General features: G+C 36.4%; 21 protein-coding genes. 2 read left to right on the top strand and 19 right to left on the bottom strand.

Going from position 1 to position 26,195, the window contains the following annotated elements:
• Positions 1 to 77 precede the first annotated feature (77 nt).
• Complete coding sequence (locus K5Q14_RS03250) at positions 78 to 590, bottom strand: GNAT family N-acetyltransferase (protein WP_220734399.1); 513 nt, start codon at positions 588 to 590, stop codon at positions 78 to 80.
• A gap of 209 nt (positions 591 to 799) precedes the next feature.
• Positions 800 to 1,933, bottom strand: a complete 1,134-nt coding sequence (locus tag K5Q14_RS03245; RefSeq protein WP_220734398.1) for a THUMP domain-containing class I SAM-dependent RNA methyltransferase — start codon at positions 1,931 to 1,933, stop codon at positions 800 to 802.
• A 69-nt stretch (positions 1,934 to 2,002) separates the two neighbouring features.
• Here K5Q14_RS03245 and K5Q14_RS03240 point away from each other — a divergent pair, with 69 nt between their 5' ends.
• Positions 2,003 to 2,287, top strand: coding sequence for a hypothetical protein (locus K5Q14_RS03240; RefSeq protein WP_220734397.1), 285 nt, complete (start codon positions 2,003 to 2,005; stop codon positions 2,285 to 2,287).
• Here the strand turns inward: K5Q14_RS03240 and K5Q14_RS03235 are convergent.
• The 5 genes from K5Q14_RS03235 to K5Q14_RS03215 form a co-directional block, all read right to left on the bottom strand.
• Positions 2,279 to 2,917: a DnaD domain-containing protein gene (locus K5Q14_RS03235; RefSeq protein ID WP_220734396.1), complete on the bottom strand. Its 639-nt coding sequence runs from the start codon at positions 2,915 to 2,917 to the stop codon at positions 2,279 to 2,281. The genes K5Q14_RS03240 and K5Q14_RS03235 overlap by 9 nt on opposite strands.
• 133 nt (positions 2,918 to 3,050) lie before the next feature.
• On the bottom strand, positions 3,051 to 4,358 hold the full coding sequence (gene asnS, locus K5Q14_RS03230) for an asparagine--tRNA ligase (protein ID WP_220734395.1): 1,308 nt from the start codon (positions 4,356 to 4,358) through the stop codon (positions 3,051 to 3,053).
• Between the two features lie 118 nt (positions 4,359 to 4,476).
• Positions 4,477 to 5,658: a pyridoxal phosphate-dependent aminotransferase gene (locus tag K5Q14_RS03225; RefSeq protein WP_220734394.1), complete on the bottom strand. Its 1,182-nt coding sequence runs from the start codon at positions 5,656 to 5,658 to the stop codon at positions 4,477 to 4,479.
• A gap of 9 nt (positions 5,659 to 5,667) precedes the next feature.
• Positions 5,668 to 6,201 (bottom strand): cell wall elongation regulator TseB-like domain-containing protein, encoded by a 534-nt coding sequence (locus K5Q14_RS03220; protein ID WP_220734393.1) that lies wholly within the window; start codon positions 6,199 to 6,201, stop codon positions 5,668 to 5,670.
• 36 nt (positions 6,202 to 6,237) lie between these two features.
• The gene (locus K5Q14_RS03215) at positions 6,238 to 8,643 is read right to left on the bottom strand and encodes an exonuclease domain-containing protein (protein WP_220734392.1); all 2,406 of its coding nucleotides are present in this window, start codon (positions 8,641 to 8,643) and stop codon (positions 6,238 to 6,240) included.
• Between the two features lie 154 nt (positions 8,644 to 8,797).
• Here K5Q14_RS03215 and mvk point away from each other — a divergent pair, with 154 nt between their 5' ends.
• Positions 8,798 to 9,730 carry a mevalonate kinase gene (mvk, locus tag K5Q14_RS03210; RefSeq protein ID WP_220734391.1) on the top strand — a complete coding sequence of 311 codons (933 nt, stop codon included), beginning with the start codon at positions 8,798 to 8,800 and terminating at the stop codon, positions 9,728 to 9,730.
• A gap of 89 nt (positions 9,731 to 9,819) precedes the next feature.
• Here the strand turns inward: mvk and K5Q14_RS03205 are convergent, their stop codons facing one another.
• The 12 genes from K5Q14_RS03205 to K5Q14_RS03150 form a co-directional block, all read right to left on the bottom strand.
• Complete coding sequence (locus K5Q14_RS03205) at positions 9,820 to 10,788, bottom strand: class A sortase (protein WP_220734390.1); 969 nt, start codon at positions 10,786 to 10,788, stop codon at positions 9,820 to 9,822.
• Positions 10,789 to 10,904: 116 nt separating this feature from the next.
• The gene (locus K5Q14_RS03200; RefSeq protein WP_220734389.1) at positions 10,905 to 11,897 is read right to left on the bottom strand and encodes an aldo/keto reductase; all 993 of its coding nucleotides are present in this window, start codon (positions 11,895 to 11,897) and stop codon (positions 10,905 to 10,907) included.
• Between the two features lie 2 nt (positions 11,898 to 11,899).
• Positions 11,900 to 12,793, bottom strand: a complete 894-nt coding sequence (locus K5Q14_RS03195; RefSeq protein WP_220734388.1) for a GDSL-type esterase/lipase family protein — start codon at positions 12,791 to 12,793, stop codon at positions 11,900 to 11,902.
• Positions 12,790 to 13,764: a ribose-phosphate diphosphokinase gene (locus tag K5Q14_RS03190; protein WP_220734387.1), complete on the bottom strand. Its 975-nt coding sequence runs from the start codon at positions 13,762 to 13,764 to the stop codon at positions 12,790 to 12,792. Before K5Q14_RS03190 ends, K5Q14_RS03195 begins: the two co-directional genes overlap by 4 nt.
• Positions 13,765 to 13,811: 47 nt before the next feature.
• A complete protein-coding gene (recD2, locus tag K5Q14_RS03185; RefSeq protein ID WP_220734386.1) occupies positions 13,812 to 16,196 on the bottom strand; it encodes an SF1B family DNA helicase RecD2 in 2,385 nt (794 codons plus the stop codon).
• A 47-nt stretch (positions 16,197 to 16,243) separates the two neighbouring features.
• On the bottom strand, positions 16,244 to 16,897 hold the full coding sequence (locus tag K5Q14_RS03180) for a histidine phosphatase family protein (protein ID WP_220734385.1): 654 nt from the start codon (positions 16,895 to 16,897) through the stop codon (positions 16,244 to 16,246).
• Between the two features lies 1 nt (position 16,898).
• Positions 16,899 to 17,237 (bottom strand): DUF1831 domain-containing protein, encoded by a 339-nt coding sequence (locus K5Q14_RS03175; protein ID WP_220734384.1) that lies wholly within the window; start codon positions 17,235 to 17,237, stop codon positions 16,899 to 16,901.
• A 168-nt stretch (positions 17,238 to 17,405) separates the two neighbouring features.
• Positions 17,406 to 18,521, bottom strand: coding sequence for a BMP family lipoprotein (locus K5Q14_RS03170; protein WP_220734383.1), 1,116 nt, complete (start codon positions 18,519 to 18,521; stop codon positions 17,406 to 17,408).
• A gap of 160 nt (positions 18,522 to 18,681) precedes the next feature.
• A complete protein-coding gene (locus K5Q14_RS03165) occupies positions 18,682 to 20,139 on the bottom strand; it encodes an RsmB/NOP family class I SAM-dependent RNA methyltransferase (RefSeq protein ID WP_220734382.1) in 1,458 nt (485 codons plus the stop codon).
• Positions 20,139 to 21,050 carry a ribokinase gene (rbsK, locus tag K5Q14_RS03160; RefSeq protein WP_220734381.1) on the bottom strand — a complete coding sequence of 304 codons (912 nt, stop codon included), beginning with the start codon at positions 21,048 to 21,050 and terminating at the stop codon, positions 20,139 to 20,141. Before rbsK ends, K5Q14_RS03165 begins: the two co-directional genes overlap by 1 nt.
• Positions 21,051 to 21,357: 307 nt before the next feature.
• Positions 21,358 to 21,783: a phosphate-starvation-inducible protein PsiE gene (locus K5Q14_RS03155; RefSeq protein ID WP_220734380.1), complete on the bottom strand. Its 426-nt coding sequence runs from the start codon at positions 21,781 to 21,783 to the stop codon at positions 21,358 to 21,360.
• An 82-nt stretch (positions 21,784 to 21,865) separates the two neighbouring features.
• On the bottom strand, positions 21,866 to 26,179 hold the full coding sequence (locus K5Q14_RS03150; RefSeq protein ID WP_220734379.1) for a PolC-type DNA polymerase III: 4,314 nt from the start codon (positions 26,177 to 26,179) through the stop codon (positions 21,866 to 21,868).
• Positions 26,180 to 26,195: the final 16 nt, after the last annotated feature.

Here is a 26,195-nt window from a genome sequence, read left to right as displayed (position 1 = left end):
TTCTCCTTAAATTTGCTTGTCTATTTAAATAGATTATATATTTATCATAACAGCTTACTTTTAATAAGTAAAGAGAACTACTTTAACAATAATTGATACGCCCAACGTATACTACTATCAGTACCTTCGTCAATACGCACAATACCTTGTTTAGTAAAACCATTGTCTCGTATAACAGCTTGCATTGGGATATTTTCAGGATGCGTATCAATTCTAAAATCAAAAGCCTGCCGCTCAAAAAAATAAGTCAAAATAGCTGTCATAAATCGTTGGGTCAATTTTTGTCCCCTGTAAAGTGGTGACAATGCAAATCGATGAATGACAACATAGTCAGTTGATTTGTTTAACCATTGACCCAATTCAATTTTTTTATAATTGGGTTCTTCTCCTGATACTATCGCAACATACCCAGCTACTTGATCAGCTACAATAAGTACGTAGCCTATTTTCTGATTTAAATCACTTAAAATGGTGTCTTGATTTGGATAACCTAATTGCCACTGGTTGACTCCCTGTTGGTTGAGATAAATACGTGCAGTCTCAATAATATTTAAGATATCAATTACATCATTATTTTGCGCTTGACGCATATATACTAGCATATTCGTGTTTGACTACGACAACCGTAATCACTCCTTTATAAATACTATTTATTTTACCACACGTCACAGTCACTTTTAGAATAAAAACACAATGTTCTACTCAAGTTGATCCATGTCATTAACAATTGTTAATTTTTTAATGCGTTACGCAAAGAAAAAAAGTTTTAATGCATCAATGCATTAAAACTTCCGCCCTATTACTTAGCCCGTTTGCCCCAATACTGAAAATAATCAACACGCATGGCCCCATTATATAATTTACGGCGTTTTGTTGCCTTTTCACCGTAAGATGTTTCAAACTCTAAATCGCTTGTCAAAATGTACTTACTCCAACTAGGTAGTTGACGATAAATATTTCCCATCTCTACATACAGCTCTTGGGCTGCTTCCAATTCACCTAATCTTTCACCATATGGTGGGTTAGAAACTAACACACCATTGACCTTATCAGTTTGCCAATCTTTAGCTGCTAAATGTGTGAACACAATATCTTTGCTAAGACCTGCATGTTTTGCATTTTCAATCGCAATTTCAATCATATTTGCATCATTATCAAAAGCTTCTATGTCAAGAACGCGATCATAATCTGCTTGTGCCTCAGCCTCATCGCGAACTGTTTCAGATAATGATTTGTCAAACCAATCCATTTGTTCAACATCAAAATCACGAATTAACCCAGGTGCAATATTCCGGCCAATCAAAGCTGCTTCAATAGCAATTGTACCAGAACCGGTCGTTGGATCTACAAAGGGTCTGTCTGGATGCCAATTAGTTAGTAAAACTAATGCTGCTGCAAAGTTTTCTTTTAATGGTGCGCCACCCTTATTTACACGGTACCCACGTTTGAACAATGAAGGGCCCGTTGTATCAAGTGTAACAATCACATGATCTTTATCAATCATGACTTCTAGCTGTGCAAAATAACCATTTTCAGGCAAGCGTGTATGAATATGATACGCATCCTGCAAACGACTAACAATCGCTTTTTTTGTAATTGCTTGTACATCAGGTACACTAAACAACTCTGATTTTTTTGATCGACCGGCAACTGGAAATTCTGAATCATAGTTCAGATATTCTTCCCAAGGTAATGCCTTCACGCCTTCAAACAGGTCATCAAATGTTGTTGCATCAAATTCACCAACAATAATTTTAATACGATCTGCAGTACGTAACCAAACATTTGTATTCAAAATATCTCGAGCAGTGCCTTCAAATCGTACGCGATAATTTTCCACTTGATGATCGTAATTTAAACGTTCAAGTTCTTTCCCAACAAGAGACTCAAGCCCCGCTGCTGCTGTTGCCATTAAATGATATGTTTTTTCCATTAGTTTTCCTTTATACTAGATTTAGTAAAACAATGTTTAATTAATCTATGTTCTGATATGGTGGTTAATATGAAATTAATAGACTTCGAAAATCTAACGCAATATATGTCACCTAAAAGCTTGTTGTTTTATCAAGAAGCAGGGATGGCTATAGCAATCTCACAAATACGTTACATTCCTAATTCTCCAAACTTACAAATCGTTACTGGAAAAAAGCCAATGACTCTCTCCCAACTAACCACGCGTTTACGTGATATGAGTGGCAATACTCAGTTACTATCTACTAAACAGCTACCCATTTTTGGATTTCATTTGTCTTTAGGTGATACAGTCCCAAGCATTATATTAAAATAAATTATCGTAAGTGTAAGTTACACCTCGTCTTTTTTGCTTTGCAATTTGAGCTTGTGCAGGTGTTTTAACGCTATCACGTTGCCAATTAACTAATATCGTTTCAATATATCTCAAACTACGTGCGTTATTGGCAACAGCTTCTTGTATCGCGAGTAACATCAAATCGGGTTCAAAATGATCTTGATCAAACCAATGACCAATTGTTTGCATCTCCATTGGTGTTAGTGGTCTACCAAATTCTACTTCTATGGTTTGGAATATTTCTTTGCGCGCCGATTTACCGTCAGAAATAATTGGCTTCTCAGCAACCTGTTTTCCTTGTAACAATTTTTCAATCATTGGCGTAAAATCATAGGTTTCAACTTGTTTGGTTGCAGATGAAATAATCATCAATTCACGCGTAATTAAACTTTTAAGTCGTGCAACAATAACACTTTCTGTCAAATGTAACACACGAGCTAAAGTGCTTGGGCTTGCTGAGTCTCCTTGACTTTGAATACGTGTCACTTGTAAATAAATAGCTAAATCATCATTATTCATGCCAATTTCTTGATAATGTAGTAATAAATCATTACTAATACTTAATTGACCAGCATGAATATATTGTTGCAAACGCTTTTCTAACGCCATATTCCTACCGCTTTCATTCTATTTCGATGTCGTTTTAAAAACGTCCAAGCCTTACTTGGACGTTTTTACATCTCACTATAGTCTAACATGTTTTTTGAATAGGCGTTTCAAAAAGCACTTCTTAGATTTTAAATTAAGGTCGTAAACGATTAGTCATACGAGGGAATGGAATTGCTTCACGAATATGCTCTTCACCAGTCACAAAGGTTACCAACCGTTCCAGTCCAAGACCAAATCCTGCATGTGGTACAGAACCGTATTTGCGCAAATCTAAATACCAACCGTACTCTTCAAGACTCAACCCTTCTTCTTTAATACGTTGTTTAAGATACTCATAGTCCGTATCACGCTCTGAACCACCAATAATTTCGCCGTAGCCCTCTGGTGCCAACAAGTCTGCTGACACAACAACGTCTTCACGTGTGGCGTGACGTTTCATATAAAAAGCTTTAATTGCCTTAGGGAAATTTACAATAAATACAGGCTTAGCAAAATGATTGGCTAAAAATGTTTCTTCAGGTGAACCAAAATCAACACCCCATTCAACATCAAAGCCATTGTCTTGTAATAATTTAATTGCATCATCATAACTCACACGTGGATAAGGTAATTCAGTATATGAACGAAGTAAGTCTTTATCACGTTCTAAAATGTCTAATTCCTGCTCATTTTTCTCCAAAACTTTTGAAATTAGAAATGAAATATAACGTTCCTGCACAACCAAACTTTCTTCTTGATGCATGAACGCCATTTCTGGTTCAATCATCCAAAACTCTGTTAAATGACGACGTGTTTTAGATTTTTCAGCTCGAAATGTTGGTCCAAATGTAAAGACCTTTCCAAATGCCATCGCCCCTGCTTCAGCATATAATTGCCCTGTTTGTGACAAGAATGCAGATTCTCCAAAATAATCAGTTTCGAATAGGTCAGTAGTGCCCTCCGGTGCTGATCCAGTCAACAATGGTGAGTCCAACTTTGTAAATCCTTCATTATTGAAAAACTCATAAGTTGCTGCAATAAGTGTGTTACGAATTTTTAAAGTTGCAAAGGGCTTTAAATGGCGTAAATACAAATGCCGTTCGTCAAACAAAAACTCTGTGCCATGTTCTTTAGGCGTAATTGGATAATCATGACTTTCACCAATGATTTCAATATTGGAAACAGCCATTTCATATCCAAATGATGATCGTGCATCTTCATGAATCTCACCAGTCACATATAAACTGGTCTCTTGCTTCAATCCCTTAGCAAGTTCAAAAAGTGTTTCTGAAATATCTGCCTTGACAACCACAGCTTGAAAAAAAGCAGAACCATCACGTAGTTGCAAAAAGGCCAATTTTCCTGACCCGCGCTTTTGACGTAACCATGCACCAATCTTAACTGTTTGACCGACATAATTTTTAGCGTCAATTATTTGTATTGTGGGAATTTCTTGTACCATAGATATATCTTTTACATGTCTACAACAATTAAAATAATCATTTGTTTTAATATGACCGTTAGTCACACATGATCAAAAATTATTTAATAATTATAGGCATATTTCTCCTAATTTTTAGTTAAATATATTGTTGAAAGAACGTAGTCAATCTTCGTACCGCTTCGTTTAGTACCTCTTGATCCTTAGCGTAGCCCATACGTAAATAACCTGGCATACCGAAGCCTTCTCCAGAGGGCATGGCAACGTGTGCTTCTTCTAAAATTTTCATTGATAAGTCAGTCGTATTAGCTACACCTGCAGCTAACAATATTTCTGCTGACACTTTTGGAAACAAATAAAACGCACCTTGTGGCTTAGTTGTTACCTGTAAACCAGGTACAGTATTTAATAAATCAAACGTTGTATTCAATCTTTTTTCAAAGGCGAGGCGCATCGTTTCAACACTACTTTGATCACCATTTAGTGCAGCAATTGCTGCATACTGTGCGACCGCTGTGGGATTTGATGTCATATGATCAAGTAGTTTATTCATTGCAGCGATAATTTCAGAAGAAGCCAAGGTCCATCCAATACGCCATCCTGTCATCGCATAAGCTTTTGAAACACCATCCACAATAATCATACGACTATTTTCCAGTGTTTTAATTTGTAACCCTGAAGTGAATACCGCACCATTATAAACAAGCTGTCCATAAATTTCATCTAAAATAATATACGTATCATGCTTTTTAGCCCAATCTAATATTTCTATCAATTCCTGACGTGAATAAACCTGACCAGTTGGGTTTGTTGGTGAATTAACAATAATTAGCTTGATTTGATCCGATAATTTTTCTAGGTCAGCAACGGTTAGTTTCAGTTCATCATTTTTTGGCAGAATAGTTTGTACTATCCCCCCCGCTAGTTTAATTTGTTCAATATAACTTACCCATAGTGGTGCTGCTGCAACAACAATATCATTCGGGTTCAAAAGTGTTTGCATTAAGACATATAATGATAATTTAGCACCTGTTGTCACCGTAACATTATTCAATTTAATGCTAGCCTGATAACGTTGCTCAACCTGATTAACAATGGCTTGTTTTAATTCTTTCACACCACTAGTTGGTGTATAAAAGCTAGTTTTATTTGATTCTATCGCTAGCGTTGCTGCTTTGGCAATATGTTGTGGCGTTTGAAAATCAGATTCACCGACACCTAAATTAATGACATCAATACCTTCAGCTTGCATATCTTTCGCTAATTTACTCATTGCCAACGTTGCTGCAGGTTGAACCGCCTTCGCTTTTTCTGAAATCATTTTTTCTCCCTAAAGACCATTAATCGCACGATATGGCTTCCCTGTCTTGAAATCTAATGTGACATAATTCAAAGCATTATTTTGTCCTTTATAACTTACTTCCCAAACTAATGTTTGCTTATATTCACTAATATTAGCCGAATAGATTTTTTTAGGTTTATAGTTTGTTAAGATTAATTGACGTAATTGCTTATTAGTTAAGCCACCACTACGATTATATGTTTTTGCTTGACTCATTTTGCTATTAACAATAGCTATTTTTTCTTGGCCAGAGGCTGTTGTTCCAGTAATTGCGTAAGTTGTTTTCTGCCGATGGTCAACATTTATTTGTTGTACAGTAGCAATATCTGTCTCTTTTTTTACAAAACGTTGTAAACGTACTTCATCATCTCGCATAGGAGATAAAGATACATAAAAATAACCTAATACTAAGGCACTCAGCAAAATACCAACACCCGCGATAATGAACCAAACGCGCGCCCAGTGAACATGTCTTTGTTTTTGGCGATGACGGATTCTAATATCATCTTTAAATTGCATCATACTGTCATTTCCTCCAACACACTCATTAATATTATATCAAACATCTTTTAAAATTTGGCTATACTGTTGTATTAAATTATTCTTGACATCAAAATGATGTGCCACTTGAATTTGAGATTTAAATCGATTGCGTTGCATGGCGTTTAATTGCGTAATAAGCAATGGTGCCTTATGTTTCTGCATTTGCGTCAAAACTAAGGCTAGTCTTGATACCGGTTGCCACACCAAACGCTCTGGTACAATAACCACAGCTGGCACTTCTTGATCTCGTAACCACATCGTACTAAATATTTTATCTGTTACAATGACAATGTTAGCCTGTTCAGGGTGGCTTTGGCGTTGTATTTTTTCCAAAGATCCTGTAATGCTTTCGGCAACAATACTATATTGTGTTGTTACTGTACGTTTTATTTTTTGGTACCAATGATTTACGCGCTCGATATCTGGCAAAATAATCAGTATTTCACCGACATTTTGTTGTGTGATGGCTTGTAAATGTACAATTGGAGAAGATTTTTGCATTTGTACAATACGAACTGGTGTTGCCTTATTATGAATAAAATCACGTTCTACGGTAATATTTTTTGGTGCATCACGTAAAAATTCACTTACCGTATTGTCTAAATATTCACTCACAATTAACAACTTGTGAATGTGAACAATAAACTTTTCTTGATAAATACGTCTATCAAGCACATCAAAAGATATAACGACTTGCTGTTGGTCATTAACAGCTTGTACTTCAACACTACTGATAACATCAGACTGTTGCTGTAATCGTTTTATTTTAATCAATTGCTCCTTGCCTTCGTTCAATTCATGAGGTACTTGGGTGCTACCGATTTTAATAATATCTGTCAAATGCGCAATAATTATTAATAATCGTTCAATACGTTTTAAATTAGGCACCGTTTTATCTGCATGATTAATTTGTTTAATTAATTTAAACGCTTCACTCATGCTCTGCTTAATAAACACACGTTGCTTATGTGATAAACCAATAATTTCTTGATGGTTTAAATTTTTCAACACATTTTGGACTTGCGTCAAATTCAAATCTACATGAAAATAATTTTGCAAATTTGTCACAAATTGACTTGGCGTTTCCATCACGACAACAGGCCATTTTTCAATTTTTCGAGTCACTCGTAAGTGTTGCTCCTGATTAAAATACGATTCAAAATTCATAATGATAACGTCTGAAACATTTGCATTAGCTCGAGCTTGTTTGAAATATTGGCTTTCTGTATCGCCTTGAATATCTGAAAGCATATCAATATTTTGTGCGCCAACTTGTATTTCACGTAATAAACCTGTTTTTGTTTGTGTTAACCAAACAAGTATCCGTGCTTTAAAAAATTGCGTTTGACTCGCATCCACTGATCTATTCAAAATAGCAACAAATCGATCAAGATCAATATATTCAGCTGGATCATATAAAATAGCAGTGTTTAACTTAATATCCAAAAGTTTTGTTAGCTTGTGAACCAACGTCAATTGTTGGCTTTGTAAACTACTATCGTTGGTCAACAAAACAACTGGTCTAGATTTTGCATCTAATAATAATGGTACAAGATAGCCAAGTGTTTTACCAATTTTTGGTGCTGTTAGTACTGTTAAAATACCATCAGCTCGTTTCACTATGAATTCATTGACGCGATTCATTAAGCTATTTTGTGCATCATTTGAAGTTAACCAATGACCAAATATGTCTGCTTTTTCCTGTGTAGCTATTGGGTATTTCGGTAAATTTGGTTGATTAGAGGATATCGTCGCTTGCATTGGTTGCCTTATCGCAACATTTTTTAATAACCTAATATCTTTTCTCTGACCATTAGTTTTGATTAATTTCAAAAAAACTTGTGTTTGTCTCAAAAACGGCCATTGACCATCTTGAAGTTGTTTCAAAACAACAGCAGGTAACTGTTCAGCTCGTTGCCATAACTTCAAAAATAATAGTGCCGTGGCATGCGCATCAGCATTTGCACGATGCGCATTATTCAATGTAATATCTAAATAAGTTGTCAAATCTAGTAAACGATACCCAGGAGCTGTTGGTAACAGAATTTGTGCAAGTTGCACGGTATCAATTGCAGACGAAGTCAGTTCCGGAAAACCTGTTCGTCTAAATTCATCATTTAAATAAGGATAGTCAAAATTAACATTGTGCGCGATAATAATTGTGTCATTTAATAAATTTTGTAGCATTGGTGCCAATTCTTCAAAATAAGGCGCATTCTTAACATCTTTTTGAGCAATGTGGGTTAATTGCTGAATGTTACGATCGATTAATTGGCCAGGATTAACAAAGGATTCAAAATGATCGATTATCTGACGATGCTTAATAAAAGTCATTCCAATTTGTATAATACGGCCACCTTTAGTGACACTCTGCCCCGTCGTTTCCAGATCGACAACTACAAAGGTTTCGTTGGCGTTCATAACAAACACCTTTCTGTAATTTATTTTTTGAATTACGTTGTTAACTTTGCTTTAAATATTAAATTTACGACAAACTTAACAACGTAATTCTCTTATTATTTTACACTATTTAACGCGATGCGGTACAATAGTATAGTATATTTGGAGAAAAAATATGATTAATCAAATGATCGGCGTCGGGATTGCCCACGCTAAAATAATTTTAGTTGGCGAACACGCCGTTGTGTATGGCCAGCCAGCTATCGCAATTCCATTAACAAACTTAACTGTTACAACGACTATTCGTCCAGCCTTTCGTGCCCAAACCATTGAAAGCAGTACATTTCATGGTGATTTAGACGAACTTGGCGCTAATGTTGAAGGCTTACGTCAATTAATTTTACACCTACTGACTAAACTTAAACTAACCGATGTCCCATTTACACTTGCAATTGATACAAATATTCCTCAAGAACGTGGCTTTGGGGCTTCAGCAGCTTTTGCCACTTCAATTACTAAAGCCTTTTTTGACTTTGCTGACATGCCATTAATTGCTACAGAGTTAAAATATTTCACCGATATTGAAGAAACAATTTCTCATGGCTCAGCATCAGGATTAGATGCTGCTACTGTCAGTTCAAATGATCCAATTTGGTTTGTAAAGCATCAGCAGTTAACACCCTTTAAAATGTCACTTACAGGCACTCTAGTCGTTGCTGATACAGGTATACACGGCCAAACAATGCATGCTATTAATATTGTTAAAAGTCAACTTGATTTCGATTATGAACTCACATGGCAAAAAATTGTTCATCTTGGGCAAATAGCAAATAAAGTACGCACTGATTTGACTAATAATAATCCAGAACATGCAGGACTATTATTTACAGCTGCTCATCATGAACTGCAATCACTAGGTATTTCTCATCCAAAATTAGATAACCTTGTTAACGCCGCTATTCACGCTGGTGCATTAGGCGCTAAATTAACTGGTGCTGGCATAGGTGGGGCAATGTTTGCTTTAGCTAGAAATAATGATGATGCCATTACAATCGCTAACGCATTAACTAAGGCGGGTGCTCAAAATACTTGGATTCAACCACTATAATTAATAAATGACGCCACGAAGGCTAGATATATGAAATACTTCATATATTTAACTTCCGTGGCGTCATTTATTAAAGCAATGTATTTTAATTAACCTTGTCCACCTTTATTACCATTAGCACCTTCTTCTACTCCAGGGTTCCACCAATTAACACGTGCATTTGTGTTGCGTACATTCAAATTAAACTCACTGACATATCTCGCAGGTGCTTGATCCCAAGTATATGCTTTTTGCAATTTGGCATGCGTAATAATACGATATTGTGTTGATGGAAACAAGCAACTGATGATAGTCAATTCAGCATTTTTTGTTGGATTTAAAATCGATACTTCTGTTGCTGAAACTGTTGATTGTCCATAAATAATATACCGATAAATTCCCTTCTGGTTAGCCAGCAAAACATTCTGACCGTTTAACCATGAGGAACCTCGTAACTGACCATTAACCAAATATGGTTCATTATGATTTGTTGATTCTTGCAATGCACTGAATCCAGTATGACCATCATTAAAATTGTGGGCTGCCAAGCCATAATTACCCTGACCCATGATTGGCTTTTTTTGACCAGTCGGATCAACTTCTGAACGATTAGCATAATCAGCTCCTGCATTTAAACCCTTATCAGAATAGGCATCATTATAAATTGGCAATAAAATATTTTGACTCGGAATAGAAACAAATCCTTGTTTTTCTAAGCCTTTGGCCGCGTTACGCATAACCATTTTAGAAATCACAGATCGCTTTGTATGATCATTTGTACTTTTTTTATTAAGTATGGTACGTTCACGTTTTTGAATATGCTTTCGCGTCATATCATTGATGCCAAACGTATTGTTCTGATAAGCATACAAACCACCGATTGCCACCACTGTGACAATACACGCAACTATAATACCATTATAAAACGAAAAATTATGCCATTTCCGTCTATAATTCACAATTAACTGACCAATACTAAAAAGACTAAATGTCGCCAAAAAAACGAGTCCAAATAAAAATACTTGGTGCTCATTTTGTGAAGGTAAAACTGATGCTTTGAGTAGTACGATTGAAATCACATTGCGTCCTTGTCATTTTTAATTATAACTCGTATATCACATGCTGTTCGTTAATTAACTATTGCGTTTGATTACTTTCGTTTCGTATAATTGACTAATATTGTATTGATATAACTTTATTTTTCTAAAATACTTTTAATGCGTTCAAGCTCATCATCACTAAACACCATGTTATCACTGAACGATAAATTATCCAATAAATGGTCAATATTACTAGCACCAATTACAACACTGGGTACACGCTCATCCTTTAATAACCAAGCAAGTGCCATTTGTGACAATTTTTGACCACGTGCCAGTGCTATATTATTTAGCGCATTTAATTTAGTAATCAATGCTGTTTTTCCTGATTCAAATAAAAATTCATTTGTGCGATGAATTGGATAATCATCAGGTATCTCGTCCAAGTAACGATCCGTCAATAACCCCTCTGCCAACGGTCCATAAGCAATTAAGCCAGCATGGTTCTTATCTAATACTTCAAGTAATCCGTCTTTTTCAGCAGTACGATTCAACATATTATAGGATACTTGATTACCTATAAATGGCGTTCCTAACTGATTAAATATTTTAGCAATAGCTTTAGTTTGCTCTGCTGTATAATTTGAAACACCGATATACAAAGCTTTTCCTTGCTTAACTAACAAATCTAAAGCCAACGCTGTTTCTTCCAATCGTGTGTTTGGATCCCAGCGATGTGCATAAAAAATGTCAACGTAATCAAGACCCATACGTTTTAGGCTAAGATCTAATGCCGCAGTCAGTGTCTTTTTACCAGAAAATTCACCTAACGGCCCTGGCCACATATGATAACCCGCCTTAGTTGTTATGATTAATTCATCACGATACGGCTTTAAATCACTACGGAAAACTTGCCCAAAAGTTTCTTCAGCCGTGCCATTACTTGGACCATAATTAGATGCATTATCAAAACTAAAAACACCTTTATCAAAGGCTTTTAATATAACTTTTTTAGAATTCTCCAGTGGCATTTGGTCGCCCAAATTACGCCATAAGCCAAAAGATACAGCTGGCAAAATAAGCCCAGAGTCACTTACTCGACGATAAGGTAGCTTCTCATAACGTTGTTCATTTGCTGCATAAACCATGATTAAAGTCCTCTCAAAATATGTTCAGCAATTTGCTTATGTTCATTGCTTAATGGATGTACTCTCAAATTTGGCAATGTCCAATTATCTGTTGCCATAATTATAAATCTATCAAATCGTTTTGCTTCAGTCTGATAAATATCTTTAAACGCACCATTAAAAGGTATCATCAAAATTATTTTAGCAGAATGAAAGCGTTTTATCAATTCTAACAAATAAATTCGCAAACCAAATGCGAAAGCTTCTGATGTGGCCCCATAATTAAAATCGTTAGTCCCGTAATTCACAATAACAAGATCTGTTAGGACACGTTCCCGTTCAATGTTGTCTGCCACTTGCCACAAAGCAGAAATTGCCGTAGGTTCCTGAAATGGCGCATTTGCTGTTAAGCCAGTGCCACCATATGCAATGCGATTAAGCGGCTTTCCAAGTGTCTCAGCAACTAATACAGGATAACTCAACTCTGGATGATTCCCATCTGAAGCCATTTCTTCTCCAGCCGTAATTGAGTCCCCAACAAATGTTACATAGGGTACATCATACACAACTGGTGCTACCTCACCACCATCAATCAACATGGTTGATAAGATGATTTTTTGTTGCCACAAGGACATACTGTTAGAATTAACTGAACGTAACATGATTCGTATATGCGCTAGTTTAGTTGGTATTGCAACTGTTAATTGTTGTTCTACCACTGGCAACGTTTGCCAATCTTCTTCATTAATTTTGACAGCAAAAGATACTACCTGATTGCTTGTTTTAAACGCCAATTGTATTTTTGCAACATCGGTTGTTTGCAATTCGATGCATGCGCCAAATTGCGTAGTCAAAAACGATTCACCAGAAATACACCACTCTGGTGATAGAAAAGGCTTCACATTAATACTTTTCATAACATCACATCCAAATTATCCGGGCTCTTCATAATGTTTTCTATGCTTTCAAATGCATTAACACGGCGAATAGTTTCAGCAAACGGTGCTGCAACAGATATTTGTATTAACTTATTAAACTGCTTTGCAACTGGCACTTCAATAGTGTTTGTTATAATTACTTGTTGAATGGCCGATTCAGTCAGTCTGTTGACCGCTTGATCTGAAAAAACAGCATGCGGCGCAACAGCGTAAATGTTTGTAACACCTGAAGCTACCAAGGCTTCACTAGCCACTACCATACTCGTTGCAGTATCAATAATATCATCAACTAATATTGCTCTTTTACCTGCAACATTACCTGTCACAGCATACGACTTATCTGGTGCTAAATTATCAACACGGCGATCAACAACTGCCCACTCTGCGTGCAATAATTCAGCAAACTTACGCGCACGACCTACACTAGAATGATCAGGTGCAACCACAACGAGATCATCCCCTAATAAATTATTTTCATAAAAATAGTGTCCCAATGCAGGCATGGAAAGTAAGTGATCCACTGGTATATCAAAGAAGCCTTGCACCTGATCTGCATGAAGATCCATTGTTATGACACGCTTTACACCCTGAGATTCTAACATGTTAGCAATTAAACGTGCTGAAATAGGCTCCCGAGAGCGTGCCTTACGATCTGCGCGTGCATAACCGAAATAAGGTAATACAACATTAATCGTCTTGGCTGATGCACGCCTGGCTGCATCAATAAAAATCATCAATTTCATAAAGTTATCATTCACCGGATCTGAAATACCTTGAATGACATATAAATCACGTCCTCGCACAGTGTGTTCAATACGTTCGTAGATTTCATTGTCAGCAAACTGACGTGTATCTATTGCAGATAATTTGGTCCCTAAAATTTTAGCAATTTCGTTGCCCAATTTTGGATTGCTGCCAAGGCTAAATATCTGATATTCAGGGGTCGTCATGATTTATACTCCATTTATTTTCTCACTTTATTATAACAGGCCATGCTTTAATTTGGCATAAAATCATAAGGTGTTACACCATTTAATCCAATTAATGGGTCAATTGTGCCTGAACGAATAGCTTCAAATGTTAGTATATTTTTTGAAACTATGCGTTCTATTTTTTTGTCATCATTATTTTCAAGTTGACTAACTGCTTCATTTTGTAATCGTTCTTTTAAAAAAGTTGCTCGAAATGCAACTGCAGTCTGAGCAGCACGATTAAATGCCTCATATTCACCAACCAAAATTAAAGCTTCTTTAGCACGTGTGATACCTGTGTAGAGTAAATTTCGGTTTAGCATCGGCCCAAATCGAGTTGTCAAGGCAACAATTACAAGTTTGAATTCATTTCCTTGTGCCTTATGTACAGTCGTTGCGTAAGCAAGTGCTAATTGATTTAAATTTTTCTTGGGATAGGATAATTCTTTGCCATCAAAATCAATCAGTAATCGATCCTCATTATCATCATTACTTTTATCATTTTTATATTGCACAGCAACAATTTTCCCCATATCCCCATTATACACGTCACGTTCGCTATCATTTTCTAATTGCAAAATTTTATCCCCTTTACGGAAAATTGTTGTGCCAAATTGCAATGATTTTTGCGTTGGTTTGATTGGATTAAATAATTCTTGCGCCATTGTATTCAGTGCATTAACACCAGCAGTTGTTTTATAAATTGGTGTCAAAATTTGTAAATCATCTTGGGTATATCCTTTTTTTATAGCTGCTTGGACCACCTGCTTAATTGCAGAATCAGTTTGATCATGCGATACCATAAACGTGGATCTATCAGATTGATTTTGCATAAAATCTTTTGGTAACTGACCATTTTTAATATGTTGAGCTAACGTAGTAATACTACTTCCTCGACCTTGCCGATAAATGGTATCAAGCTCCACATGTGTAATTTTTTCACTACCAACCAAATCTGCTAACACATTGCCTGGTCCAACTGATGGCAATTGATCTGAATCACCAACAATAATTAACTTCATACCATTTGGCACTGCAGCAAGTAGTTTTCCTGTTAATTCAATATCTAACATTGATGCTTCATCAATAATGAGTAGACCGCCAGAAATCGGGTTGTCTGCAGTAAATTCAGGTTCGCCTAAATCTGCAATACCAAGTAAACGATGTATTGTTGTTGCATCATATCCAGTTACCTCAGTCATGCGTTTAGCTGCTCGACCCGTTGGCGAGGCCATTTTAACTGAATACATTTTCAAAAAATCCCGTGCATGATCAGAATATTTAGCACGATTTTGAAGGATTTTTTGCCATGTCGCAACAATTGAACGTACGATGGTTGTCTTGCCTGTTCCAGGTCCACCAGTCAGTAAAAATACCTGCGCATTTAATCCTGCTTTAACTGCTGCAATTTGTGTGCTATCCAGTACTAATTGCCCTGGTGTAATGAAAGCCATATCAACATCTTCAGCTGACATTTCAAATGGTTGTTTTGCATGCAATAAACGTTTCAAATCATGAGCTACTTGCGTTTCGGCGTCGTATAGGGCTGATGCATATAATTTATCCGCATCAGCTACTAAAACATGTGTCTCTAATAATTTGGTGATTGCTTGATCTATAGCACGACCTATTTCTTCATTACGCAATAATTGTGCCGTTAATTGCAGTAATTGTTCGCGCGTTAAATAAGTATGTCCATATTGAAAACTGATAGTCATCATCGCAGCATAAACTGCTGCCTGTAAACGCTTATCATCTAAACGGTCAATGCCAATTTTTTTTCCAATAATATCCGCCGTTTTAAAGGATATACCATCAAATTCAAAGACCAAGCGATAGGGATCTTGTGTCAAAATATCCTGTGCTTCACTGCCATATTGATCGTACAGCCGTCCAGCAATATCTGCACCAATGCCAAATTGATTGCCAACTTGAAATAATCGTTCTAAGCCTAAATTTAATTGCAAACTATGTACAAGTTTTTTTGCAGTCACTTCCTTAATGATGCCATCTAATACATGCACATCGTCCAAAATCAAATTAACAGCGTTCACACCCAAATGATCAACAATTTTTTCAGCCGTTTTTTTACCAATGCCAGAAAATTGATTACTGACAAAATATTTAATGAGGCCTTCTTCATCAGGTGGCAGCTCATTTTCATAGCGGATAACCTTAAGTTGTTGTCCATATTTAGGATGTCGCACAACAGTACCATAAAAAGCGTAGACACTGCCTTCTTGCACATCAGCAAATGTTCCGGTGGCAATAATTTCAGGTTCTGTCCAACTATCAAGCGTTGATTCTTCAATCAGAATTGATAAAATTTTAAAGTAGGAATCAGACGATACAAATATAACATTTTGTAATGTACCAGTAATTTTTTCTAGTTGTTGTTCTTGGTAGGCCATTTAATATTGTGTCCAGATCGTCTTTTCATAAAAGTAGTACACGATTTTTAAATCGTGGTTGATGCATTCTGTTTTTTATTTAAATATGTGGTGTTATTCCAGTCATCAACTGTAAAATGTTGCCCATCATTAGTAGACAGAACAGTTGTTGATGTGTTACTTAATCCACCTCGTTCACGAATGGTCATGCGTGGTTGTTCAAGCAAACCATTGATACCAAAAGATAATGCCATGCCATGTGAGACAATTAATATATTATCATTTGGATATTGTTTGGCAATACTTTTGATGAAGCGTACAAATCGTTTTTCAACTTTCGTGTAACCTTCCCCGCCAAACTCCTTACCTTCAAATTTGTCTAAATCCTCACGATAATTTTTAAACGCCTCTGCGTAATCAATTTTAACATTCGCTACAAGTTGGCCTTCCCATTTTCCAAGACCAACTTCAGCGATGTTTGATCGCAATGACAAACGTCCATGATAATTTAAGTACTTTACAATATTGATAGCAGTAATTTGGGCGCGCCTTAATGGTGAAGCAAATACACGCGCAAAATCCACATGATTTAGAAATTTGCCGACTTTTGCCATATCATCATAACTTGATGGTAATAAATTAGAATCACCTTGCCCGCCTTGAAAACGGCGTTCAAGATTCCATTCAGTTTGTCCATGACGGACGAAATAAAATTTAGTCATATTAAATCTTTTCCAGCACATTGCGTGCTATCAACTCCGTCATAAAAAAATGATATAATTTAACCATTTCTTCAGCGTTATTATTTTTGAAAATATTAACGCGAACAACGTCACCAGCTGACAACGTGCTTAATTTAAATCCGTTAAGCTCTTGGTTAACCGATATTTTTAACTGAATCGCATTGGCTAAATATTTTTCTGGTTCTAAAGCACGATGCAAAACATGTACACCAGCATTGTTAGTAATAAATCCAAGGTCACTCAGTGTATACTTTTTTATATTATCACTCAATTGGTAAGTAGCATCATCTGGAACCGTTACTATTTTGTTAAAAGCCATCTTATTTTATTAGTGTGTTTGGTGCATATCAGTATGATATACACCAAACACACTTCCTCCTAAAACATACTAACTATTATTATAACAAAAAAGCGTCCGCAATCGTGACGCTTCTCAACTTTATTATTTATAAAGACTCATTAGTGACCGTTAATTTACAAAACGTATTTAAAATTTTTGATCAAATTGTGATCCCTTTGGATGATTAGGAACCTTTATTGTCCCATCAATAATAGCTTTTTGTGCTTTTTTAACTGCCGCTGTTTCTGCTGCTGTTAATTCTGAATCCGTTAAATAAACGCCATTTTCTTTCAAACCATAAGCTATCGTCTTTCCACCAGGGAAAGTTTTATCCTTATTGTATGTATCAGCAATATTCTTAACACCATCCCCAACAGATGTAATTGAAGAAGCTAATGTCGACGTTTCTTTTTTACCATCTTTTGACGTGTATGCGCCATCTGATTTTTGGTCACGATCTACGCCAATAATGTATAGGCGATCGTTAGAATCAGCTGTCAACTTAGAATTTTCAGCTTTTGCTTCTGAAAATGCACCATTCCCGACGAATCCTGCAGCAGCAAAAATAGTTTTTATTCCTGAAGCATACATAGTTGCGGCAATTGTCTTTCCTTTAGCAGAGTCAGTAAACGAATTTGCATATTGCTTTTCAATTGTTAACGAGGGATCGGTTGCTTTAACACCAGCCTCAAAACCAGCATCAAAAGCATCAATAATGTTCCCATGAATACCACCAATAAAACCAATTTTTTTCTCATTGTTAGTTTGAGCTTTAGTAGCAGCTGCGACACCAGCTAAATATGATGATTGTTCTGAACGAAACATAACTGAGGCAACATTGGCACGGTTTGTAACAATATCATCAACTAACACAAATTTTTGTTTAGGATTAAGCTTAGCTGATTTTGTAATTGATTGATTTAATGAATAACCAATGCCATAAACAATCGTATATTGATTATTTTTCGTTGCCAAATTAAAATTTTGGTCTAAATCTGAATGATCTGTTGCAGTGAAGTAAGTCACTGGCTTATTTTGTCCAGCCTGCAACTGATTTGCCTTCGCATACTTTTTAGCACCTTCCCAAGCAGACTGATTAAACGAGTGATCATCGACACCGCCAACGTCCAAAACTAAACCGAGTTTTGATGCCTTACTCGCTTGAGATACTGTACTTGATTTATGTGCCGTGGTGGCATAAATACCAACACCCACAACCGCTATGGTAGCTATGCCAATAATTATTTTAGTTGATTTGTTCATGATGATTATTCTCCCTTTTTGAGATATTATAAAAATATAAGTCTCATTATTTTAACATCGTCAGCTCGCAATTCATGCGTCCAAAACATTATTATACGTCATTCATTAAAGAGAACAAGGCCGTCTTATGTCCTTGACAAACAAAAAAGCCTGCCGGCTTTTAATACAGATCATCATCTAATAAATCATGATCTGTTTGCTTGACCATAAAGCGCAAGCCCTTTGGAAAAAAATTTTTAATTTGTCCATCAACATAACGACCCCAACCAGCGCCATTGCCGTTAGCAACCATGAGTACCCAACCTTTTTTAAGCGGTGTGCTACTATTTGGACGAATAACGTCCCCGTGAACAAACTTAGCCCAATCATCGGTAGTCATATCGTAATTTTGTACAAATTCATCTGGATGGATTGCCAGTGCCAAAGCATGCGACGGTTCAAAACGATTTTTTTTGAATGTTCCCATTTCAATACCTAACCGTAAAATTTTCATCCCTGAAATATCAGGCGTTCCAACAGGAGCTAAATATAACCGGTCACCAAACAAAGTAAATTGTCTTTTATCTAACTGAAATGAAACAAATGAGTCATTGATAAATGAACCAATTAATTTTTGCTGTTCAGAATTTAATGCAATTGGTTTTAAAGGTTTAACCAGCTGATCACTTAAAAGCACATTTGGCGATTTTTCAAGTTTAGCCACAAAATGACCTTCGCCATTTAATCGTTGTGGCCACAAGCGTGCCGTCTTTTTTAGTGACTCTTGATTACTTGTTTTACTTTGATTGATTTGACCATCGGTAAATTGTTTATCTGCCCATGCAGGTTGCCCATCACTAATAGCAGTATTTTTTGGTTTATCAATAGTTTGTAGCGCAAATTCAGGATATTCAGACATCAACCATGCGATCATTTGTTCATCTTCTTCAGGTGAGAATGTACATGTCGAATAGATAATTTGGCCACCAGGACGCAACATTTTTACCGCTTCATGCAAAATTTCACGCTGCAATTCAGCTAACTCTTGTGGAAAATCTTTATGCCATTGTTTGATTGCAGTGCTATTTTTTCGAAACATGCCTTCTCCTGAACAAGGCGCATCAAGTAAAATTTTATCAAAATATTGTGGCAACTTGGCACTAAGTTCTGCTGGTGTATGTGAACTCACAACACTATTTTGTAAGCCCATACGTTCGACATTTTCACTTAATATTTTAGCACGATTCAAGAAAATTTCGTTGGACCATAAAAGTCCCTTTTGTTGCATGAATGCTGCTAAATGCGTTGTCTTGCCCCCTGGTGCCGCTGCCAAATCCAAAATACGTTCGCCTGGTTTGGGTTGAACGACTTCGCCGACAAACTGTGCTGAAGGCTCTTGAGAGTATACCACGCCAGTCACATGTGCTATAGAGTGGCCTGAAACCGCACCAAAATAACCCCATTGACCATATGGCACACGCCCATCATTTGGCGTGTCTAGTAAATTAGTAGTCGCTTTTAAGGGGTTAATACGATAAGCCTTTTGCACAGGACCTTCAAATGCTTCAAAGAAATCAACTGATTCGTTGCCTAATAAGCGTGTATATTTACTTATAAAATCTTCTGGTAAAGTTGACATTAGAAAGTATCAACCTCATCACGTGTGGGAATTGAAGGAATAGCCCCAGCACGTGTGACAGCAATAGCACTCGCAATACTTGCCCGTTGCACAGCTTCATCCAAGTTACTAAAATTGGCATCAATTGCACTGGCAAGCGTACCAATAAAAGTATCACCAGCACCTGTTGTATCCACTGCATCGACTTTGTGAGGTTTAGCCCACCAACGCTTATCACCGTCAGCTACAAAAGAACCTGCAGCACCTAATGTAATAATACTACGTGATACACCTTTTGATAAAATTGCATTGCTCACACGGTTCAAAACCATTTCATCATTCTCAACGGCAATACCCGTCAATAGTTGTGCTTCCGTTTCATTTGGCAAAATAATATCTGTCACACGCATTAGTTCTGGCGTTAAATCGTAAACTGCTGGGGCAGGATTTAAAATAGTTTGCACATTATTTGCTTTGGCAATTTTAAAAGCCGCAGCAATAACTTCTAACGGCACCTCAAATTGTGCAATGAGTGTATCTGCTTGCGCAATAACGTTGGTGTCTAAGTCAGCAACCGTTAGTGCTTGATTTGCACCACCATGAATCAAAATTGTATTCGCCCCATTTTCTTGCAGCATAATGTAAGCAGATCCGGTTGGTACGTCACTATTGGTTGTCACAGCATCAACGTTGACGCCATTTGTAAGTAATGTTGCACGCATAAATTGACCATTACTATCATTTCCAACAGCCCCAATAAATGAGACATTCGCTCCTTGACGTGCGGCTGCTACCGCTTGGTTTGCTCCCTTGCCACCAGGTGCTGTTGTCACATCAGTTAGTGCCATAGTTTCACCGACTAATGGCATGCGTGGTATTTTCATAATATTATCGGCATTTAAGCTGCCGAGTACAACAATATTTTTAGTCATGGTTGATCGTGTCCAGTCATCATTGCTTTCATATCGTTTATCATCATTGATTCATATCAAGTTTATTATAAATGACAAGCGATTACGACTAAACACATTCCCTTCGTTAATTTTTATTATATCTATTCATCATACCATGATTGTCTGTATCAAAAAAGCACGTTAATACTTGCTAAGTATCTATTTCATAATAAGTTGAGACAACATACATACAACTAAAAATTACAAGATATTTTAATACATATTTAGTAAAAAAATCTCTGTGACATCGGTTTTTTAATACCACTATCACAGAGATTTTTTAATATTAATCAGTTTTATTATCAATTGATTTTTTTTCTCTAAAAAAACGATAAATTGTCAAGGCAACGACTAGCAAAGAAATTGAAATTGCTAATAATAATGTTTTAGTGGTTTGGTCATGATATACCAAAATAGCACGGATAAGGGCAGTTACGCCAATATACAAAAAACTTTCCATACTAATATGGGCATCTTTAATAAAATACTCGCGCACCAGACTCATAAACTCAAAAAATAAGAATACTGCCAATGTTGCCTCTGTTATTTCATTAAAATGTGCTCTCATATCATCAACCGTGATCAATAAATGTGCTAAATTATAAATTTCACGCAATAAAAAGCCAAAAATAACAAAACCAATACAAATCATCACTATATTTAATACATATTCAAAATAATTTGCAACCTTCTGGTGCCATTCATGTCTCATAATTTGACTCCTATTTTTATGTTGTTTGCCATTATTAATTCAAATTTTATAAGTTTGTTTTACCATCAGGTAAGTACATCTATTAAAAATCAAATAAACTTAATTGATTTTCATCAGGCATGCCATCAAGTACAGAATTTTGGGTTAAATACGCAATAATTGTTTGTGATACCTTACCACGCTTTTTAAGATCTTCTTTACTTAAAAAAGGTTTATCTTGTCGTGCAACAATAATTTGCTTAGCAACGTTTTCTCCTAAACTAGGCACTGCTGAAAAAGGTGGAATCAATGTATCACCATCAATAACCCATTCATTCGCCTCTGATTTGTACAAGTCCACCATCGAAAAAGTTATGCCTCGTTCGAGAGCTTCATTAGCCATTTCAAGTACGGTGAGTAGATTTTTATCACCAACGGTCGCATCATTTCCAAGTGCTCTCAATCGCTTCAAAGCCTCTTTTGTTGCATTTTTCCCGCGGCTCATCGCTACAATATCGAACTGATCTGCACGCACAGAAAAGTAAGTTGCGTAATAGATTGTTGGGAAATATACTTTAAAGTAGGCAATTCTCAAGGCCATTAATACATATGCTGCCGCATGAGCACGTGGAAACATATACTTAATTTTTAGCATTGATTGGATGTACCATTCTGGAATTTTTGCTTCACGAAGCTGCGCTTGGTAATCATCAGTTATTCCCTTACCCTTACGCACTTTTTCCATGACATTAAATGCATCAGCTGCTGGAAATCCCCAATTAATCAAATCAGTCATAATTTTGTCACGTGTTCCAATAACCGTACCAATTGTTGCTGTGCCATTTTCAATTAATTCGTTCGCGTTTCCTAACCACACATCAGTCCCATGCGATAAACCAGAAATTTGTAACAATTCCGAATAATTGTGTGGTTGTGTTTCCTCTAACATACCACGCACAAAATTTGTACCAAATTCTGGTAGACCCAGTGTACCTGTCTTTGAAAAAATTTGTTCTTCGGTGACACCTAATGCTTTTGGTGATGTAAACAAACTCAACACACCGGGATCATTGGCTGGAATTGATTGTGGGTCAATGCCTGACATATCTTTTAAAGTACGAACCATAGTTGGATCATCATGTCCCAGTATATCCATTTTGAGCAAGTTATCATGAATCGCATGATAATCCATATGAGTTGTTTGCCACAAAGATTTTTGATCATCCGCTGGATATTGTACCGGTGTAAAATCATATACCTCATACTCACGTGGCACAATCAAAATACCACCTGGATGTTGGCCAGTTGTTCGTTTAACGCCAGTGACACCTTGCGCTAAACGTTCTACCTCTGCACCACGATATTGCTTTTCATGATCTCTTTCATAACCTTTGACGTAACCGAATGCTGTTTTTTCAGCAACTGTCGCTATTGTACCTGCGCGATAAACATTATGTTCACCAAACAATACCTTCATATAATTATGTGCAATAGGTTGATAATCACCAGAAAAATTCAAATCAATATCTGGTACCTTGTCTCCTTTAAAACCCATGAACGTTTCAAAGGGAATATTTTGGCCATCTCCAATTAGCATCTCATTTGGATGATTAGGATCAACTTTATCAGGGAGATCATAACCTGATTCATAAATTTTAGGATCTGCCAATTCAAAATAATCACCATGTGCGCTACGATAATGAGGCGCAAAAGGGTTAACCTCTGTTATACCTGACATTGTGGCAACGAAGGAAGAACCAACCGAACCACGTGAACCTACTAAATAACCATCTTTGTTTGACTTTTCAACTAATCGCTGAGCGATAATATAGTGTGGCGCAAAACCATTACCAATAATTGCAGTTAATTCTTGATCAATTCGTGATTGGATAACATCTGGTACAGGATCACCATACCATTTTTTTGCTGTTTCAAGCGTACGTTTAGTAAGTTCATCACCAGCACTTGGTATATTAGGCGGATATGAACCACTTTTTAATGGCGTAATTGTTTCTAACATATTAGCAACAACATGTGTATTGTCGATAATCAATTTTTTGGCCAAATCACCACCCATAAAATCATAATCATCCAATAAATCTTGCGTTGTCCGAAAATGTAGTTTGGGTAGTGCTGTCCTGTTTTGTGGATTGCCCGGTTGCGTGGCAATTAAAATATCACGATAAATTTTATCTTCTGGATTGGTATATTTAACATCCCCCGTCACAACGACAGGTTTTTTTAACTGATCACCAATTGATACCATTTCTTTTAAAATAGCGTGTAGCTTTTCTGTATTTGCGATTAACTCTGATTCAAGCATTGGCGCATAATTAGCAGTTGGTTGGATTTCAATATAATCATAATACCGCGCTTTTTTAAGCGCTTCATCTCGGCCTTTTTCAATCAATGTGATAATGACATCACCACTTGTATCGCCAGTACCAATAACGAGTCCTTCACGATATTGATCCAAAACAGAGCGCGGAATACGAGGCACACGGGCGAAAAAATTAATATTAGATTGGGAAACTAATTTATATAAGTTTTTCAAGCCAATATCATTTTGAACAAGTAGAGTGGCATGAACTGGACGTCCGTGTTTCCAAGCATGACCCTCTGTCATATGATCATTTAATTGATTATGTCGTACTAATTCATAACGTATATTCGCTTCTTTGATCAAACGCCAAGCAATGTGACCAGTAGTTTCCGCATCAAATATTGCCCGATGCGCTTGTTCCAGATTAATACTAAAACGCTTAGCAATCGTACCTAATCGATAAGATTTATAATCTGGGTACAACCACCTTGTAAACGGTAACGTATCAATCACTGGATTTGTAATAGCCGCCTGACTATATCTTGCGTAAGCGGCATTCATAAAGCCAATATCAAAAGTCACATTATGGCCAATTAAAACAGCCTCACCAGCCCATTGTCTGAAACGATTGATAATATTTTCTTCAGTATCAGTATGAGCAACCATCGTATCCGTTATCGAAGTTAATTTTGTTGTAAAATCTGATAGTGGAAATCCAGGATTAATATATTCTGAGAATTTTTCAATGACATTTCCAAGCTGCATTTTAACCGCTGACAGTTCAATAATTTTATCTGTTACAGCTGACAGCCCTGTTGTTTCTAAATCAAATGCGACATAAATTGTATCTTTATCAAGTAACGTGACCGGCGCTAAATTAAATCCAATGGGTTCCCCATCTTCAACAAGGTTAGCTTCCATACCATAGATCATTTTTAAATCGTTTTTCTGTCCAGCAGCTACTGCCTCTGGAAATCCCTGTACGTTAGCTGTATCAATGATTGCCAGCGCTTCTTGTCCCCAATTTTTAGCTAATTTTGCTACAGCAGCATAATCGGTTACAGCGTCCATTGATGACATAGTAGAGTGCACTTGCAGTTCAATACGTTTTTTGTCACCTTGATATTTTTCTTGACGGCCCTCATGATCAATAACTTGCAAATCATAAATATTTAGAACCAATTCACGTGCATAAGTATCTTCTTGAACATTTCCAGACATGCGTACCCACATACCAGTTTTTAAATTTTCAAATACAGCCTCATCCGACTCATTATTTGAAAACTTTTTAGCTGCTATAGCACTTGAATAATCCGTTACTTTAAGTGTCATGAGTTTGCGTCCTGAACGTAATTCACGAACCTCACTAGCAAATATATAGCCCTCGACAACAACGCGATTTTCTTCATTATCAATTGTTTCCAATCGCGTTATTTCAGCATCAGCCGCAATTTTACGTCCTAATGTTAATTTCACACCTGTCATTGATGATTTTGGTTTAGTTTGTTCACTAGCTTTAATCGCCTTTTGCAAGTCTTCATTCACCTTGGCATGATGTTGCGCCACACTTTCTTCAATCTGTTGCATCAAGGTATCGTCCTTACTTGGCGTCAAAATGACTTTAGGAAAACCAACATTTTGATATGCAGCCACAATTGAATCTAATGCAGATTCATTTAAAGAACTAAATAATAGCTGAGCACCCACAGCAATACTGTAATGGTTTTGATCTATTTTTTTTAGCATTGTGTTACTAGCCATTTGTTGAATTATGGCATGATTCAGATTTGATTCTGCAAGTGTAATATGCCAATATTGATTCATGAGCTCTTCATCAATCACTTGAACTGAGGTTTTAATGATTACTACTGTCCCAGCAATATTAGTAAATGCCGCGTGCAGATTTTGACGAAATTGCATCAACACATTAATAGGCAATATGTTATCTAAAGTTAAATGGAAGGCCCAAGTTTTTGAATTTTTTGAAACAACAACTTGCGTTAATTTACCAGTATTAAAAAAACCTTGCATTTCTGTTGGTAACTGAATATGATTCAGTAAATGTTGTAATTGTTCTTGTTGGGTTAATGCCATATTTCCCTCTAATTTA

Source organism: Leuconostoc inhae, assembly GCF_019656015.1.
Lineage (GTDB): Bacteria > Bacillota > Bacilli > Lactobacillales > Lactobacillaceae > Leuconostoc > Leuconostoc inhae_A.
The sequence above is the reverse complement of the archived record's forward strand: the minus strand, read 5'-3'. Positions and strand labels throughout refer to the sequence as shown.